The following is a 16,984-nucleotide window of genomic DNA, read 5'->3' as shown; positions in this document are numbered from 1 at the left end:
CCCATGAGGCTTCAGGCGCTGCCAGCTCTTGGTGCCGGGCCGCTGGTGGTGCTGTCGCCGGGGCGGATACCGACGACCGATTTCTATCTCACGCAGAATCTTGCGGTGCGGTACCCACAGCGGGAACTGCAGGTGGTGGATACGCGCTGCAGTGACCCGGGTCGCACGTTCCCGGCGCAGGCTGCGGCAGTATTCATCGTGCGTTACGCGCCGCTCGCGTGGTTGCGCTGGCTGCGGGCCGAGCGCGCGCGTTGCGGGCGTGTGGTGTATCTGCTCGACGACGATATTCCGGCGGTATTGCACGCGTCGGAGCTGCCGCTCGGCTACCGCCTGCGTACCTGGTGGCGTTACCTGCGGGGCAGGAAGCTGCTTGCAGAATTGTGTGATTCGGTCTGGGTGTCGACGCCCGAGCTGGCGCGTCGCTATGCGGACTCGCGGCCGGAACTGTGCGAGCCGTGCGACGTAGCGGCGCCGCTGGAAATGCAAGGCAGCGAAACGGAGCGTCCGGCAGCGGCCAGCTACTGCTACCACGGTACGCGTGCCCACCGGCGCGAGATCGAATGGTTGCTGCCGGTGGTGCGTGAGGTACAGGCTGCGTGTCCCGAGGCCCGCTTTGAACTCTTCGGCGACCGGCGTGTGCGCCGCCTGTACCGTGACATCCCGCGCGTGAGCGTACGCGCGCCGATGACGTGGCCGGAATATCTCGCTTATTCTTCGACGGTTCGTCACCAGCTCGGTCTCGCTCCATGCCTCGACACGCCGTTCAACCGGGCGCGTTCACACGTGAAACTGTTCGACATCACGCGGTTCGGTGCGGCCGGCATCTATTCCGATACCGAACCGTACGCGCGGCGGATCCGCAACGGCGAAACCGGTTGGCTGTGCCCGAACCGGCAGCAGGACTGGGTGCAGATTATCGTTCGTGCGCTGTACGATCCGCAGGAGTGTCGTGCCGTGCACACGCGCGCACTGCATGCGTGTCGCCACGAGCGTGGTGTGTTCCCTGCATTGTGATGGCAGGCTCCGGCGTCACGCCGCACCGTGATGTGGCACTCGAGCTTGCCACGCGCCGCACCAAACCGGATTCCGGATTTTCATGATGCAGTACCATGCCTGCTACGCGGTGCTCTCGCCGGGCATTTGGCGTATCCCATGGCTGCACGAACTGCTGGGCGCCGATCTGGAGTTCTGCACCGGACTGCGCGCGCCGCGCCGTGCCAGTGCGGTGCTGGGCTGGGGGCAACGGCGTTCCACACGACGCTCGCGTGCATTTGCAAAGCGTCATGGGCTGCCGTTCGTCGCACTGGAAGACGGCTTCCTGCGCTCGCTCGGGCTGGGGCGTGACGATCCGCCACTGTCGTTGCTGATCGACGATGAAGGGATCCATTACGACGCACGAAATCCGTCGCGGCTGGATCGTCTGCTTGCGGTCACGCTGGATGCCGGACAGGTGGAACGTGCACTGGAGCTCGTTGCGACGTGGCGGCGCGAACGCGTCTCGAAATACAACCACCAGCGCGACCCGGAAGACGGCGTGTTGCCCGAGCGTTTCGTGCTCGCGGTGGACCAGACCTATGGTGATGCCTCGGTCGTTGGCGGGCTTGCCGACCGGCAGAGTTTCACGCGCATGCTGCGGGCGGCGCTCGATGAAAACCCGGAATGCACGGTCGTGATGAAGACCCATCCCGATGTGTTTGCCGGCAAGGCTCGTGGCTGGATCGATACGGCCGCGCTCGACCCGCGTGTGCTGGTGCTGGCGCAGGACGTGCACCCTGCAGCGTTGCTCGAGCGTGCCGAGGCGGTTTACGTGGTCAGCTCGCAGCTCGGCTTCGAGGCACTGCTGCACGGCGTACCGGTGCACACCTTCGGCATGCCCTTCTACGCCGGGCGTGGGTTGACCCGCGATGCCTTGCCGGCACCGGCGTGGCGCCAGCCGGTGACGTTGGCGCAACTGGTACACGCAGCGCTGGTTGCGTATCCGCGCTATCGCGACCCTGAAGGCGGTGCGGCGTGCGAAGTCGAGACGGTGCTCGAGCACCTCGGACTGCAGCGACGCATGCGTGCACGCTTTGCACCGCAGGCCTACGCGGCAGGCTTCTCGCCGTGGAAGCGCCCGCTGGTCCGACGTTTTGCCCAGGGGACCGCACTGCATTTCGTGCGCAGCGCGGACGCTGCACCGCAGGGCGCGCAACTGCTGGTCTGGGGTAGAGCCGATCCTGCGCCAGCGGCGGGCAGCGAGGTCGTGCGGCTCGAGGATGGGTTCCTGCGTTCGGTCGGGCTCGGTGCCGATCTGGTCACACCGCTGTCGTGGGTGATGGATCGCAGCGGGCTCTACTACGACGCCGGCTGCAGCAGCGATCTGGAAAAACTGCTGCAGCACGGTGAGTTCGACGCAGCCTTGTGTGCGCGTGCCGCAGCGCTTCGCGAGCGTATCGTGGCCGCGCGTCTCAGCAAGTACAACCTCGGTGGCGGTGGCTGGCAGCGGCCACCCGCCAGCAAGCAGGTGGTCCTGGTGCCGGGGCAGGTGGAGACCGATGCAGCCGTCGCGCTGGGTGCCCCGGGAATTCGCAGCAACCTCGAGCTGCTGCGTGCGGTACGGACGATGCGCCCCGATGCCTGGATCGTCTACAAGCCGCACCCTGACGTGGTGGCCGGGTTGCGCGGTGGTGGGGCCGCGGCAAGGCAGTTGTTGCCGCTGTGCAACGAGATCGTCGTGGACTGCGCGATCGCGGCGTTGCTGGAGGCGGTGGACGAGGTACACGTGCTGAGTTCGCTGGCAGGTTTCGAGGCGTTGTTGCGCCGGTGCCCGGTGGTCTGCCATGGACAGCCGTTCTATGCCGGATGGGGATTGACGCAGGATCTGGTCCCGCTGGCTCGCCGTAGCCGCCGGCTCGTTCTGGACGAACTGGTGGCGGGAGTGTTGCTGCTCTATCCGAGCTACGTCAGCCGGCGCAGCGGGCGTTTCACGACCGCCGAGCGGGCGCTGGACGAGCTGATCGCGTGGCGTGAGCGCGTTGACCATGCACCCCGTGTGGGTTGGTTGCGCCCGCTGCTGCGCCTGCGCGCCCGGCTGCTCGGACTGTGAGTTGTGCACGCAGTCAATGCTTGCGGTTCCGGGGTGGGTCGCGAGTAGAATCGGCGCCTTCTGGATGATGTGTCGGGGTGTCATGAACCCGGGACATAGGCCTCTGATAGGCCAAGGAACAGGAGGCGCAATGATTGCAGGCGGATTGGATGCCCTGCGTGGCAAGCGGGTGTTGCTGCTGCAGTCTCCCGTCGGTCCCTTCTTCCGCCGTCTGGCACAGGACTTGCACTGGGCCGGTGCGCAGGTCTGCAAGGTCAATTTCAACGGCGGTGACCTGCTGTTCTACCCGTCCGGGGCAGTCAACTTCCGCGGTGAGCTGCGCGAATGGTCCGGGTTCCTTGATCGCCTGATCGACGAACGCAGGATCGACGTGGTACTGATGTTCGGTGATTGCCGACCGATTCATCGTGTCGCGCGCGCGCTCGCCAGCGTTCGTGGCATCGAGATCGGGGTATTCGAGGAAGGCTACATCCGGCCGAATTACATCACGTTCGAGCGCTTCGGCGTCAACGGACACTCGCAACTGCCGCGCTCACCATTGTTTTACCGCAACCGTGACGTCGGGGATCCTCCCCCGTCGCAGCGGGTGGATGGCACGTTCGTGAACGCCGCCCTATGGGCGACGCTGTACTACATGGCAAGTGCCCTGCTCTGGCCTTGGTTCAGGCGTTATCGCCACCATCGTCGGCTGAGTCTGCTCGAAGCGCTGCCATGGCTGCGCAGTTCCTGGCGCAAACGGTGGTGTGCGTGGCGCGAACGCCGGAAGCAGCCGCGCTTTGCCGGAGAGCTGTCGGGACGCTTCTTTCTGGTGCCGTTGCAGGTGCACAACGACGCGCAGATTCACGCGCATTCGGATTTCGACTCGGTCGAGAAGTTCATCGCTCACGTGGTGCGTTCGTTTGCAGCCGCTGCACCCCCCGACACCCATCTCGTGATCAAGCACCACCCGATGGATCGCGGCTATCACGACTATGGCCGATTGATCCGCCAGCACGAACGCGATTTCGGTCTGGAGGGGCGACTGCACTACGTCCACGACCTGCACCTGCCCACGCTGTTGCGCCACGCCCGTGGCTGCGTGCTCGTGAACAGCACGGTCGGCATGTCGGCGCTGTTCCACGGTACGCCGCTGAAGGTATGCGGTGCGGCAATCTACGACATGCCGGGGCTCACCTATACCGGTAGCCTGGAGCGTTTCTGGATCGATGCGCCGGACATGCGCATCGATTTCGAGCTGTTCCGGCGTTTCCGCAACTACGTGATCAGACGCACGCAGTTGAACGGCAGCTTCTACCGGCGGCTCGATCTCCCGGGTTCATGCTCCGGGGTGGTCTGGCCGCACGGCGCACCGGTGCGGGTGCCGATGCGCCCGCAACCGGTCGCAGGCGATGTGATCGTGCAGGAAGCCGTCTGATACCGGGCTGTCCTGCACGTGGCGTGTGCGCATCAATGCTCCGCACGCGATTCGAGCCATTCATACACGATTGGCAACAGCACCAGCGCGAGCTGGGCCGCAAGACCAGTCTGACCTACCCCGGTCCGAGCAACCGCCTGGCGGTGAAGCACGTCTACAACGCCCAAGGGCATCTGAGCGCGCTGCGCAACCACGCGAGCAACGCGCTGTACTACCAGGTCAACCAGAAGGACGCACGCGGCAACGCCGTCGACGAGACCCACGGCAACGGGCTCAGCACCATCAAGGTCTACCAGGCCGCCACTGGTTATCTGACGGAGCTGCGCACCGGCACCGTTGCCAGTCCGCTGAAGAACGACCGCCAGCACCTGGCCTTTACCTTCGACAAGCTGGGCAACCTCAGCGCGCGCAGCGACACGCTGCGCGGTTTCAGCGAGACCTTCAGCTACGACACCCTGAACCGCCTGACGGGCACCAGCGCCAACTTCGGCAACGGGCAGCTGCAGAGCACCACGGTCAGCTACGATGCGCTCGGCAACATCCGCAGCAAGACCGGGGTGGGCACCTACCAGTACGGCAGCCAGTGCGGGGCGGGCAACCGGCTGCACGCGGTCTGCCAGATCAGCGCGGACAGCGTCGGGACGAAGACCGCGAGCTACGGCTACGATGCCAACGGCAACATGACGGCGGGTGATGGCCGCACCATTGCCTGGAGCGCGTTCAACAAGCCGCTGAGCGTCAGCCAGGGCACGCACAGCGCCACCCTGAGCTACGGGCCGGAGCGCCAGTTGCTGACGAGAAGCGACAACGCCAACGGCCAGGTCACCGAGACGGTGTACGTCGGTGGCCTGTACGAGAAGGTCACCCTGCCGGGTGGGGCCGTGGAAGAACGCCACACGGTGGGCGGCAACACCCTGGTGACCTACACCGGGCGCACGGCGGGCGGAGCGGGGACGGTGAAGACGCGCTACCTGCTGCGGGATCACCTGGGCAGCGTCACCGCGATCACCGACGAGGTGGGTGACGAGGTGGAGGCGTTCAGCTTCGATGCGTGGGGCAAGCGCCGGGCGCCGACGCTGGCGCAGCTCGAGGGCATGCTGGGAGCCTGGGGTACGCTCAACGCCTACCAGAAGGGCAACCTGACGATCCCGGCGCTGGCGCTGAGCAGCGTGCTCACCGAACGCGGCTTCACCGGGCACCGCCAGCTCGACGGGGTGGGGCTGATCCACATGGGCGGGCGGGTGTATGACGCGGAGATCGGGCGCTTCCTCAGTGCCGATCCGTTCGTGGGGGACATGGCGGACCTGCAGGCCCTGAACCGCTACAGCTACGTGCAGAACAACCCGCTGAGCTACACCGACCCGAGCGGGTACTTCCTGAAGAAACTGGTCAAGGGGATCGGCAGAGCGATCGGGAAGGTACTTGACGGCGTGGGCCATGCCATCAAGGTGGTGCTGCAGAAGATCGGGCGGGTGTTCGGGGAGGTCCCCGGGCTGGCGGCGGCGATCGGAGCGATGGGGTGCGCCATGATGCCGGCCGCTTGCCTGGCGATACAGAAAGGAATGCTGGCATTGAGTACGGCGATCACGGCGGCCAACGGAGGCACGATCGGGCAGCTCCTTCAGGGGGCTGCGATCGGGCTGATTGCGGGGCAGATCGGAGACGGGCTGACGCGGGTGTTCGGCGATTCCTTGGGATCACAGGCGGGCATCAGCATGTTCCTGGGCGGGATGACCGCCAAAGCGCAGGGCGGGAAGTTCGCCGATGGGGTGAAGGGCGCGGCTATCGGATTCGGGGTGGTTCGGATAGTAAATGCTGTGAAGGGGTCGGTAGGTGTTAATACTTCTAAAGAAGACGAAGGAACATGACAGCTTGATCTTCCCTGAGCAAATGCCGTAAGGGCGGGAGTGCAGAATGTGGCGAATGTTGGGAGGCTAAGCCGGCAACTCGGCAGGCTTGTCAGCCAATACGGCGGAAAGGCTGGCGACTGGGCCAAGGTGACCAGCACGGCTCCGGGACACCTGCAGACGCATGCCTACCGCAACGTCGTGACCGGCGAAGTCGTAGAACTCAAGAGCATCGTTCCATGACGCGGGACCTTGAGGACGGCGTACCACCGATGGAGCGCGCGAAGGAAATTGCTCGCCGTGTGCTCAGCGACGGCTACGACCCGCTGCTTGCATGCCGTGATCTAGCCCGACTTCGCCCGCGGCTGCCGGGAGTTGCCGACGACATTATGAATACGTTTATCGGTGTGGCCTCGGAAGTCGACGATCTTCCGATTGGTCCCGAACGGAAGCATTGGGCTGCGGATGCCTTGAAGGCGAAAGATGTCGAAGCAGCGAACTATCGCGAGCGCATACGGGCCGTTGTGGAAAAATCCCTGAGAGGATTGCTTGCTTCACTCGGTGGGATGCCTTGACCACGATCGGTGTCGTTCTCTGAGCGATGCAGGATGGCCTGCGGCTAAGCGTTGTGGCCCAACGGGGGCGCGCGGGATCAGGCGCGTAGATCCTCGGGCACTGGGGCGCGGCGGCGATGGACGAGCGTGACGATGAACACGGTGTTGCCACGCAGCTGATAGATGACGCGCCAGGAGTCCCAAGTTCCGCAGTTGGATTTGTAAGCTGTTGATTGTATTGATACGAATGGGGCAAAAATGCCACTACACGGCGTTGTCGGCGACGGGCAGTGGGAGCTTGAGTGCTTCGAACAGTTCGATCTGCTGGGGTTGCAGGCGCCCGATACCTGTGACGGATTTGCCATCGATCTGGATGCGATGTTGCTGGATCTGGCGCAGCAGGGCGAGGGACCTGCGAGGTGAAAGCGGATGTCCCGCCGCCTTGAGCTTTTGCCGCATGATCCGATGAATCACCAGGGCCAGGAAGCAGATCAGCGCATGGGCGCGGATACGCTCGGGCAGGCGGTGATGTACGGGAGCGATTTCGATGTCGCTCTTGAGTACCCGAAAGCCACGTTCGATGTCGGCCAGTGCCTTGTAGCGGGCGATGACCTCATCGGCGGCGAGTGCGGTGTTGGTGACCAGCAGCAGCTTGCCATCGAGGCGCTCGGCGTTGGCCAGCGCGGCCTCGTCGCGGTGGAAACTGAAGCGCTCCGCCGCCAGGTCTGCCTTGAGGATACGGCTGAGCCCTGCTTCGCTGACTGCCTCGCAGAAACGCAGATACGCCCTGCGGTCGGTGGACTTGCGCCCGCGCAGCGGCTGGCCTGCGTCCGCCTCGTCGAGGCGCCTCGCCATGCGCTCGCCTTCGGCCTCGATGGACGCGATCAGGGCGCGGCGCCGGGCGCTTTGCTCCGCCGCGCGACCGGAGTCGTGCGCGACGACCAGGCGCCGCCCCTGCCACGTGGACTCGCCGACACCCGCATCGAGTGGCATGTTGGTCGCCAACTCGCCAAAGTCCGCGTAACGCCGTGCCGGCACGGCGAGAATGTACTCCACCGCACGGCCAGTCGCCAGTCGCGGTACGTAGCGCCTCTACCGCGTCCAGGTTGTCGAGGCTCAGCAGGCCACGATCCGCCACCAGCACCACCCGCTCGATCCGATAGCGCGCAATGGCCTTCTCGATGGCGGGCAGCAACGTGGACACTTCGCCGACATTGCCCGCATGGACTTCATGCGCGATCGGCAGCCCCTCGGCGGTCTGGATCACACCGAGCACGAACTGGCGGGCAATGCCCCCGGTGTCCTTGTTGAGCCCGAAGGCACGCACATCGTCTGCCACCGTGCCGTCCCCCTGGATGCGCACCGTGGTGAGGTCGTAGAACACCACCGACAGCGATTGATCGAGCAGCGGGCGCAGCTGCTCCCGCAACGACGGCCTCGACCGCATCGATATGCTCCATCAACGCATCCATCGCCCGCAGCAGCTGGTCGTGCGTGACCGTCTCCGGCGCATCGGGCAGGCTGACCGTCTCCAGCCAGCGCAGGACGCCGAGCTTCGAGGTGGGCTCGCACAGGCGGTTGAAGACCATCGCGCGCACCAGCGCGGGCGCGTCGAACCGGCGACGCGTGGAACGTAGCGCACGACGCAATGCGCGATCCAATCCCAGTTCCTGCCACAGGCCATGCAGGGCAAACAGATCGCCAAAGGCCCTGGCTGTTTCGAAGGCCACCCGAGGCGTGGAGGTGGATCGTCCGAGAGCGCGTTGCAGCCCATCGATCAGCGGATCAAGGTCTTTGGAAGAGAGTTTGTCGAGTCGCCCGAAATTGGCGATGACACGCTGACGTGGCTGGCCTTCCTCGTTGCGGTAGGACTCGACCAGTTGCAGGTAGGCTCGGCCGCCAGATCGTGAGATGCGCGTGAACATGCAACTACGTTATACGTATCGTATCCATTAATCAATGGGTGAAACAAAAACACGTGTGACTACATGATCTCACAGGAAAATGAGGAAATCCACCCATAACTGATTGACTTGTAGTGCCTGCCACCCTGCCGAAATGGCCGTTTTGCAATCTGAAGTGCTGAAGTTGGGCTGGCTGTGTCGAAGGCCACCCGAGGCGTGGAGGTGAATCGTCCGAGAGCGCGTTGCAGCCCATCGATCAGTGGGTCGAGGTCTTTGGAAGAGAGTTTGTCGAGTCGCCCGAAATTGGCGATGACACGCTGACGTGGCTGGCCTTCCTCGTTGCGGTAGGACTCGACCAGTTGCAGGTAGGCTCGGCCGCCAGATCGTGAGATGCGCGTGAACATGCAACTACGTTATACGTATCGTATCCATTAATCAATGGGTGAAACAAAAACACGTGTGACTACATGATCTCCTGGGAAAATGAGGAGATCCACCCATAACTGATTGATTTGTAGTGCCTGCCACCCTGCCGAAATGGCCGTTTTGCAATCTGAAGTGCTGAAGTTGGGAGGAGTGCGCGGGGACTTCGCGGATGTCGGGGTCATCGAGTTCGGGCACGCGCCGGCCGATGCGCGGAGTGTCGGGCAGGGCGGCGGTGCGGGCGAGAATGTCGCGTACGACGGCCTTGGCGTTGGCGGGTGAGTCCGCGGCGATGTAGTCGTGGATCGCCTTCAAATCCGCCCGCGCCCGCTGCGACCAGCGAGGCGCACTCACCAGGCTTCGATCTCGCGGGCGAGCTCGTCGGTGGAGATGGTGCGGCCGGCGTCGATGTCCTTGACGCCCTGCTGGACCTTGCTGAGCACGTAGAGCTGGTAAACGATCTCATCGAGGGGCACGTCGTCGGGGAGCCGCTCGATGGCGTGTAGGGCGTCCTGCTTGGGCGTCTGGGCATGCATGGCGAGACTCCTATCGTCCAGCCTGGGCGATGACGCCATCGAGCATCTGCATCACGAGGCGCTGCTGGGCCTGAGGGAGCGCGCTCAGGCGCTCGATCTGCTGCTGGAACCGTGGGGCCGGTCCGCGCTTGCCGTTTTTGTCGGTGACGGCCATGGGGTCGACATCGGCGGGATGGGAGCGTCGAGCATAGCCGTCGACGAGACCCACGGCAACGGGCAGCTGACACGGGCAGCTGCAGAGCACCACGGTCAGCTACGATGCGCTCGGCAACATCCGCAGCAAGACCGGGGTGGGACTGATCCACATGGGTGGTCCAATCCATGACATGCCAGGGCTCACCTATACCGGTAGCCTGGAGCGTTTCTGGGTCGATGCACCGGACATGAGCATCGATTCCGAGCTGTTCCGGCGTTTCCGCAACTACGTGATCAGGCGCAGCAGTTGAACGGCAGCTTCTACCGACGGCTCGATCTCCCGGGCTCATGCTCCGGAGTGGTCTGGCCGCACGGCGCACCGGTGTGGGTGCCGATGCACCCGCAACCGGTCGCAGGCGATGTGATCGTGCAGGAAGCCGTCTGATACCGGGCTATCCTGCACGTGGCGTGTGCGCATCAATGCTCCGCACGCGATTCGAGCCATTCATACACGATCGGCAACAGCACCAGCGTCAGCAGCGTCGAGGTGATGAGCCCGCCCACGACCACGGTGGCGAGCGGGCGTTGCGTCTCGGCTCCGATACCGTGTGAAAGCAGCATCGGCACCAGGCCGAGGATTGCGACCGATGCGGTCATCAGCACCGGTCGCAGTCTCAATTCGCAGCCCCGACGCACGGCTGTCGCGACGCTCAGCCCCTCGGCACGCAGCTCGTTGATGAAGCTCACCAGCACGATTCCGTTCAGCATCGCGACGCCGAACACGGCGATGAAGCCGATCGCGGACGGTACCGACAGGTACTGGCCGGAAATCCACAGCGCGACCACGCCGCCGATCGTTGCGAAAGGCACGTTGGCGATGATCAGCGCCGCGTACCGGATCGAGTTGAATGCGGTATAGAGCAGCACGAAGATGAAGAAGATCGTCAACGGCACGATCAGCGACAGGCGTGCGAGCGCACGCTGCTGGTTCTCGAAGGTGCCGCCCCATTCGATCCAGTAGCCGGCTGGCAGTTTCATCCCTGCCGCGATTGCTGCGTTGGCCTCGCGCACGAAGCCGTCCACATCGCGTCCCTGCACGTCCATCTGGATCACGGCGTAGCGCTGCAGTTGTTCGCGGCGCACGAAGGAATAGCCTTCGGCAGTGCTGACGTCGGCGACGCGCGACAGCGGAACGATCGCACCCCCTGCAGTCTGCAGCGGAATGTCGCGGATCGCCTGCACGGATTGCTTCGAACCGTCGTCGAGGCGTGCCGTGATCTCGAAGCGGCGCACGCCGTCGATCAGTGTCGAAACCGGCTCGTTGCCGATTCCCGTACGCACCACGGTGAGCACGTCGTCGGCGTTCATGCCGTAGCGGGCCAGCGCATCGCGGTTCACGCGGATCCGGATCTGCGGCTTGCCGAGGTTGGCCTCAAGCGACAGCTCGGCGACACCGGGCACTTTCGCGATGACGTCCTTGATCTTCGCGCTGAGGCGATCGAGTTCGCCGAGGTCTTCGCCGTAGAGCTTGAGTGCCAGTGTTGCCTGCACGCCCGAAACCATTTCCTCGACACGCATCTGGATTGGCTGCGTGAACGCGATCACCGCAGTCGGCACCGTCTGCTCCAGTGTTTCACGCATCGCCTCGGTCAGCTCCTGTACTGAACGCTTGCGCTCGCTCGCCGGCTTCAGGCCGGTGTAGATCTCCATGTAGTTCACATCGGCTGTTTCCCCTCGTTCGGCACGCCCGATCATCGCGAGCGTCGTTTCGACTTCCGGATATTCGGCCAGCGCCCGTTCGATGCGCTTCGATATTTCGATCGATTCGGCAAGCGAGGTCGAAGGGATCGAGGTGACGCGCCACATGATCGAGCCTTCCTGCAATTGCGGCATGAACTCCCTGCCGAGAAACGGGAACAGCAGGAGGCTCAGCAACAGTGCCACGCAGGCTGCAACGACGACCGTGCGCTTGTTCTGCTGCGACCACGCGAGCAGCGGCAGGTAGTGGCGCTTGATCCATCGCATCAGCCACGTGTCGCGCTCGATGCCGGGCTTCAGGATCAGCGCCGCCAGCACCGGGATCAGCGTCAGCGAGAGCAGCAGCGATCCCGCCATGGCGAACGTGATGTTGAACGCCATCGGCTTGAACAGCTTGGCTTCGAGTCCCTCGAGCGAAAACAGCGGCAGGAACACGACGACGATGATCAGGATCGCGAAAGTGATCGGGTTCGCGACCTCGTGGGCGGCGGCAAGCACGGCCGCGCTGCGATCGACCGCCATCCCGTGTTTGCGGCGTTCGGCCATGATCCGGAACGCGTTCTCGGTCATCACGACGGCACCGTCGACCATCATGCCGATGCCGATCGCCAGTCCGGCGAGCGACATCAGGTTCGCCGACATGCCGACGTGCTCCATGCAGATGAACGCAATCAGTATCGACAGCGGCAGTGCCGCGATCACGACCACCCCGGAGCGCAGCTCGCCGAGGAACAGGAACAGCACCACGGCGACCAGGATCGCCCCTTCGACCAGTGCACGTTCGACGGTGGCGACTGCCTTTTCGACCAGATCGGTGCGCTCGTAGACCGGCTTGAGCGTGATGCCGTCGGGCAGGGCATCCCTGACGATGGCGGCCTTCTGGCGGATTGCCTCGACCACTTCGGCTGCGTTGCTGCCGAGGCGCGACAGTGCCATGCCCAGCACCACTTCCTTGCCGTCACGGGTCACGGCGCCGAAACGCAGTGCCGGGGCCTGGCGGATGTCTGCGACATCACGCAGGTAGACCGGTGTGCCGTCGCTCACCTTGAGCACGATGCTGCCGATATCGGCTTCGTTGCGTACCAGGCCGAGGCCGCGCACCAGGTACTGCTCCGGGCCGAGGTCGACGTACTGCCCGCCCACCTGGCGGTTGTTGGTCTCGATGACCTCGATCACGTCGCGAAAGCCGATCCCGTACTTGATCAGCCGCAACGGGTCGATCACGACCTGGAACTGGCGTTCCTGGCCGCCCCATGACAGTACGTCGTCCACGCCCGCAGCGGTACGCAGGATCAGTCGTACCGACCAGTCCTGCACGGTGCGCAGGTCCATGTCGCTGATCCCTGCGGCCAGCGCTTCGTCGTTGCGCTCGACGGTGTACCAGAAGACCTGCCCGAGCCCCGAGGAATTCGGCCCCATCTCGGGTGTGCCGTAGCCTTGCGGGATGCGGTCGGCGACTTCCTGCAGGCGTTCCATCACCAGGCGACGCGCGAAGTAGACGTCCATCGCGTCGTCGAAGTAGACCGAAACGAAGGACAGCCCGAACAGTGAAACCGAGCGGATCTGCTCCACCCCCGGCAGGCCCGCCATGCCGGATTCCACCTGGAAGGTAAGCAGTTGCTCGACGTCTTCGGCCGCGAGCCCCGGCGATTCGGTGTAGATGTTGACCTGTACCGGCGTGACGTCAGGGAATGCGTCGATCGGCACGGTATGCACGGCCCGCAGGCCGAGAAAGCCGATCACCAGGAAGGCCACGATGACGAGGAATTTGTAGCGTAACGACGCTTCGACCAGACGATTCAACATGTCGCAGCGCTCCTAGTGTGCGTGGCCTTCGCCCATGCGCGACTTGAGTGACAGTGACTTCAGCAGGAATGCCCCCCGGGTCACGACCTCGTCGCCTTCCGCCAGGCCGGCGACGATCTCGGTCCAGCCACCACGCGTCATGCCAGGCTCCACTGCCTGCGGATGGATCCGATCACCCTCGACCCGGAATACGCTGGGAACGCCGTCCATCAGCAGCACGGCCCGCTCCGGAACCGCAGCGCGTGCCACGGCGCCGCGGGTTTCGAGCGTCACATCGACGTAGTCACCGGCGTGCAGTACGTGGTCCGGATTCGGCACTTCGACGCGTACACCGCGCGTGCGGGTGGTCTCGTCCAGCTCGTGCCGGAACTGGATCACGCGGCCTTCGAGCCAGTGGTTGCCGTCACGGCTGATGCGCGCCGTGGCGCCGACCGTGACCTCGCCGGCCTGGTCCGGACGCAGTTGTGCCTCGACCCACGGCAGCGACTCGTCGCTGATTTCGTAGAGGACACGTCCGGGTTCGACCAGTTCGCCGATGACGAACGGGTCGCGGATCACCGTGCCGTCGCGCGGGCTCAGCAGGTCGAACTCGCCGGTTGCCCGCAAAGCGTCACCGCCCGCGAGCAGGCGCTGGATCTGCGTCTCCGTCAGCCCGTAGGCACGCACCGTGGCGTACGCGCGCTGACGCGCGACCTCGGCCGCCACGTAGCGGGTATCCGCGATGACGCCGCGTCCGAGCTTGTGCACGCGGCTCCACTCCCGGTCCGCTTCGATCAGTGCGCCCTGCGCGGTTGCCATCTCGACGCTGGACAGCGTCAGCAGCGCATCGCCTGCCGCCACGTGCTCGCCGAGCTGCACGTGGCGCGCGACAACCTGCGCCGGGATGCGCGTCGTCACCTGCGCCGTGAGATAGCCGTTCAGCCGCACTTCACCTGGTGCCGTGATGCTGCCGGCGATCACCCGGCTCGCAACGCGTGCCGTGTCGATTCCCTGCGCACTGCGCTGTGCGGCGTTCATCACGATGCTGCCTTCGTCTTCGTGTGCGGCCTCGGCGTGCTCGCTCGCCGAGGCCGTGGACGCGAGTGCGAGCGCGAGAAGAATCCCTGCGTTCACGATGGTCGATATCTTCATCAGCGGTTTCCTCCTTGTTCGTTTGCGGCCGTGTCGAGCGCGAGCCAGCCGTTGATGCGACCGGACGCCCGCAACCATTCGAACCAGCCCTCCCAGAGTGCGAGCCGCAACTGCAGCGCGTTGTCCTGCACCTCGAAGGTCTGCCGGATCTGGAACAGGTATTCCGTCGTCCCGAGCTCACCGGCCTGCCACAGTCGCCGCAACTGCTCGGCCTGCATCTCGAGGCTGGGTTGCCCGGTCCGCTCCCATTCTGCCCAGGCGGCATGGAGCAGCGCGTAGCGTTCCGAGGCGCTTTGCAGGCGTGCCTGCGCACGTCGCCGTGCAGCGTCGGCACTGAAGCGGGCTTCGTCGCGACCGGACAGTGCGGCGCGCACCTCGCCGTCGAAGCGGTTGCGAACGAACAACGGGATCGAGACGCCGAGTCCGACCACCGACTCGTTGGCCTGCTCGCCACCGCGCAGGCTGAGCGTGGGGTCGGGTCGCTGTTCCTTGCGGCGCAGCGTGATATTCGCCTCGGCCAGGTCCACCTGTCGTTCGGCCGCGATGATTTCGGGCAGCCCTTGCAGCAGTGTGGTGCGATCGGCGACGGAAAGCGGGTTTGCGAGTGACGGCGGACCATCCAGCGCTGGCCATTCCGTGGTCGGCGAATCGACGGCCAGCGCACGCAACTCCTGCTGCGCTGCCGCCGCTTCGCCGCTTCGCGTCGCGCGCTGGATGCGGGCATCGGTCAGCGAGAGTCTGGCAAGACTCAGCTCGGCCTGATCCAGATCCCCCGCGCGGAAACGTCGTTCGGCGAGTTCTGCGAACTCTGCCATCGCGTGTTCGCCGCGCAGCGCCAGTTCCTGGCGTGCCGCTGCGGTCTGGTGGCGCGACAACCCTGTCAGCAGCTCGTTGCCGAGGGTCCACACGGACAGCGCGTAACGGGCGGCAGCGAGCAGGCGTTCGCGTTCGGCGGCGTCGGTGCGCGCCGCACGCTTGCCGCTCCAGTCGAGCGTCTGGCTGATCCCGAGCGTGCGTGCATCGTCGGCGGAGCGCTCGACCTCGGCGTCGAGCTCGGGGTTGTACAGCGGTCGCGCAGCGGCGTCGCGCAGCGCCGCACTCGCATCGAGTGCAGCGCGTGCAGCCTGTACTTCCGGATTGGCCGCCACGACTGCGCGCACGAAGTGCTGCAGTTCGGGGTTGGCTCGATCCGTGGTGAGCGCCTGCGAATCACCGGCCCGCAGGGGTCCGGTCGCGAGAGTCAGGGTTGCCGCCAGCAGGGCGGCCCCGAAGCGTCGTATGGGCATGAGCAGTATTCCTGGACACGATAAGGACCGACGGAGCACACACGAGGCAGTACGTCGTCGAAGAGTGGAATGACCGGCTTATGCGTTCGGAGGAGGGGTGGGCGGTGCCTGGGTGAAATTCGCGATGGAAACTGGTGCGTAGGTGTACGGATGCGCCGTGGCGCAACCGGTCGGCAGTTCGAGTGAGCCATCCGCCACTGCGGGCGTATGACCGTGACAGCAGTGATCGCAATGCCCGCTGCCCGAGCGGTCACCGGTGTGTTGCCTGGCCTTGGCGAGTGCGCCGGATTGATCGAACGGTGCATCCCGTTGTGATGCGACGTCGTCGTGCGGATGCCCGCTCTGCACGATATCGATCGCCGCGTCGACGCTCATGCAGAGCACCGCGACGATCAGCAGCAGGCACAGTCGGCGAATCATGGGGGCATGGTAACGCAATTTCTGCTGCCGGGGATGTTCGTGATGCTTATGGTGGCCCCAGCAGGAATCGAACCTGCATCTGAGTCTTAGGAGGACCCCGTTCTATCCATTGAACTATGGGGCCGCAGGCGCTTGCGGCAGGGGCGCCATTCTAGAGACTCGGGCAGCACTCGGCCAGCACAAAGGGCTTGCCGAGCGTGTTCGGGCTGGAGTTCGTCTCAGGCGCGCGTCACGCGGTGCGGATCATCGCAGGCGTGCGTCTGGCCCTTGCGGTCGTAGACGCCGATCGTTCCATTCTGGCCGCGCAGCAGGGCGAGCAGACGGGAAGAGGCGTGCTGCATGCGCGCCACGATGCGCTCGTTGGTGCGCCCGAGGTCGGCTACCTCTTCGAGCAATTGCCGCAATGCCTGCCAGGAGTCCGTGAGCGTGGGGTCGATGGCATGCAGCAGCGTGGTCCATTCGATACCGCGGTACCGTGCCAGCATGCGCTGGCGTGCCTGATCGTTGCGCTGCAGGCATTGCAGGCATTCCAGCTTGCGTTGCACCACGCGGTCGAGTGCATCGGGCTCGCGCGCAGCAAGCGCTGCACGTTCCTCCAGCAACAGCGCGCGCAGTTCATGCACGGCTTTCATGTCGGTATCGAGAATGGCGCGTACGACGCCCGCATCGCTTGCCGCCAGCATGC

General features: G+C 64.9%; 15 protein-coding genes, 1 tRNA gene and 1 pseudogene. 6 read left to right on the top strand and 11 right to left on the bottom strand.

Translation table 11 applies throughout. The features are described 5' to 3' along the window. Positions 1–3: 3 nt before the first annotated feature. The 5 genes from H7A12_08420 (at position 4) to H7A12_08400 (ending at position 6,921) form a co-directional block, all read left to right on the top strand. The gene (locus H7A12_08420) at positions 4–1,014 is read left to right on the top strand and encodes a hypothetical protein (protein MCP5320833.1); all 1,011 of its coding nucleotides are present in this window, start codon (positions 4–6) and stop codon (positions 1,012–1,014) included. Positions 1,015–1,096: 82 nt separating this feature from the next. After that, entirely contained in the window at positions 1,097–3,085 is a 1,989-nt protein-coding gene (locus H7A12_08415; GenBank protein ID MCP5320832.1) for a capsular polysaccharide biosynthesis protein, read from the top strand. A gap of 130 nt (positions 3,086–3,215) precedes the next feature. Then, positions 3,216–4,499, top strand: a complete 1,284-nt coding sequence (locus H7A12_08410) for a capsular biosynthesis protein (GenBank protein MCP5320831.1) — start codon at positions 3,216–3,218, stop codon at positions 4,497–4,499. Positions 4,500–4,534: 35 nt separating this feature from the next. Further along, positions 4,535–6,367 (top strand): RHS repeat-associated core domain-containing protein, encoded by a 1,833-nt coding sequence (locus tag H7A12_08405; GenBank protein ID MCP5320830.1) that lies wholly within the window; start codon positions 4,535–4,537, stop codon positions 6,365–6,367. 251 nt (positions 6,368–6,618) lie between these two features. Beyond that, positions 6,619–6,921, top strand: a complete 303-nt coding sequence (locus H7A12_08400) for a hypothetical protein (GenBank protein ID MCP5320829.1) — start codon at positions 6,619–6,621, stop codon at positions 6,919–6,921. A 243-nt stretch (positions 6,922–7,164) separates the two neighbouring features. Here H7A12_08400 and H7A12_08395 read toward each other — a convergent pair. The 5 genes and pseudogenes from H7A12_08395 to H7A12_08375 all read right to left on the bottom strand — a co-directional run bounded on the left by H7A12_08395 (position 7,165) and on the right by H7A12_08375 (position 9,917). Next, positions 7,165–8,825, bottom strand: a pseudogene (locus H7A12_08395) (IS1634 family transposase). A gap of 59 nt (positions 8,826–8,884) precedes the next feature. After that, positions 8,885–9,208 (bottom strand): hypothetical protein, encoded by a 324-nt coding sequence (locus H7A12_08390; protein MCP5320828.1) that lies wholly within the window; start codon positions 9,206–9,208, stop codon positions 8,885–8,887. Between the two features lie 31 nt (positions 9,209–9,239). Then, positions 9,240–9,581, bottom strand: coding sequence for a type II toxin-antitoxin system RelE/ParE family toxin (locus tag H7A12_08385; protein ID MCP5320827.1), 342 nt, complete (start codon positions 9,579–9,581; stop codon positions 9,240–9,242). Further along, on the bottom strand, positions 9,578–9,763 hold the full coding sequence (locus H7A12_08380; GenBank protein MCP5320826.1) for a hypothetical protein: 186 nt from the start codon (positions 9,761–9,763) through the stop codon (positions 9,578–9,580). Before H7A12_08380 ends, H7A12_08385 begins: the two co-directional genes overlap by 4 nt. Positions 9,764–9,773: 10 nt before the next feature. Further along, a complete protein-coding gene (locus tag H7A12_08375; protein MCP5320825.1) occupies positions 9,774–9,917 on the bottom strand; it encodes a hypothetical protein in 144 nt (47 codons plus the stop codon). 151 nt (positions 9,918–10,068) lie between these two features. Between H7A12_08375 and H7A12_08370 the strand changes: the two genes are divergently transcribed. Next, positions 10,069–10,209, top strand: a complete 141-nt coding sequence (locus H7A12_08370; GenBank protein MCP5320824.1) for a hypothetical protein — start codon at positions 10,069–10,071, stop codon at positions 10,207–10,209. Between the two features lie 166 nt (positions 10,210–10,375). On the opposite strand, the gene H7A12_08365 is transcribed toward H7A12_08370, so the two are convergent. From H7A12_08365 to H7A12_08340, 6 genes are all read right to left on the bottom strand, one after another. Further along, complete coding sequence (locus H7A12_08365; protein ID MCP5320823.1) at positions 10,376–13,462, bottom strand: efflux RND transporter permease subunit; 3,087 nt, start codon at positions 13,460–13,462, stop codon at positions 10,376–10,378. 12 nt (positions 13,463–13,474) lie between these two features. Next, on the bottom strand, positions 13,475–14,593 hold the full coding sequence (locus H7A12_08360; GenBank protein ID MCP5320822.1) for an efflux RND transporter periplasmic adaptor subunit: 1,119 nt from the start codon (positions 14,591–14,593) through the stop codon (positions 13,475–13,477). Then, the gene (locus H7A12_08355) at positions 14,593–15,879 is read right to left on the bottom strand and encodes a TolC family protein (protein MCP5320821.1); all 1,287 of its coding nucleotides are present in this window, start codon (positions 15,877–15,879) and stop codon (positions 14,593–14,595) included. The genes H7A12_08360 and H7A12_08355 overlap by 1 nt, the downstream gene beginning before the upstream one ends. Positions 15,880–15,957: 78 nt before the next feature. After that, positions 15,958–16,299: a hypothetical protein gene (locus tag H7A12_08350; GenBank protein ID MCP5320820.1), complete on the bottom strand. Its 342-nt coding sequence runs from the start codon at positions 16,297–16,299 to the stop codon at positions 15,958–15,960. A 49-nt stretch (positions 16,300–16,348) separates the two neighbouring features. Further along, positions 16,349–16,423, bottom strand: a tRNA-Arg gene (locus H7A12_08345). A gap of 94 nt (positions 16,424–16,517) precedes the next feature. Then, positions 16,518–16,982 (bottom strand): flagellar protein FlgN, encoded by a 465-nt coding sequence (locus tag H7A12_08340; protein ID MCP5320819.1) that lies wholly within the window; start codon positions 16,980–16,982, stop codon positions 16,518–16,520. Positions 16,983–16,984: the final 2 nt, after the last annotated feature.

The sequence above is a fragment of the Pseudomonadales bacterium genome, assembly GCA_024234165.1.
Taxonomy (GTDB): Bacteria; Pseudomonadota; Gammaproteobacteria; order Pseudomonadales; family UBA5518; genus UBA5518.
The sequence above is the reverse complement of the archived record's forward strand: the minus strand, read 5'-3'. Positions and strand labels throughout refer to the sequence as shown.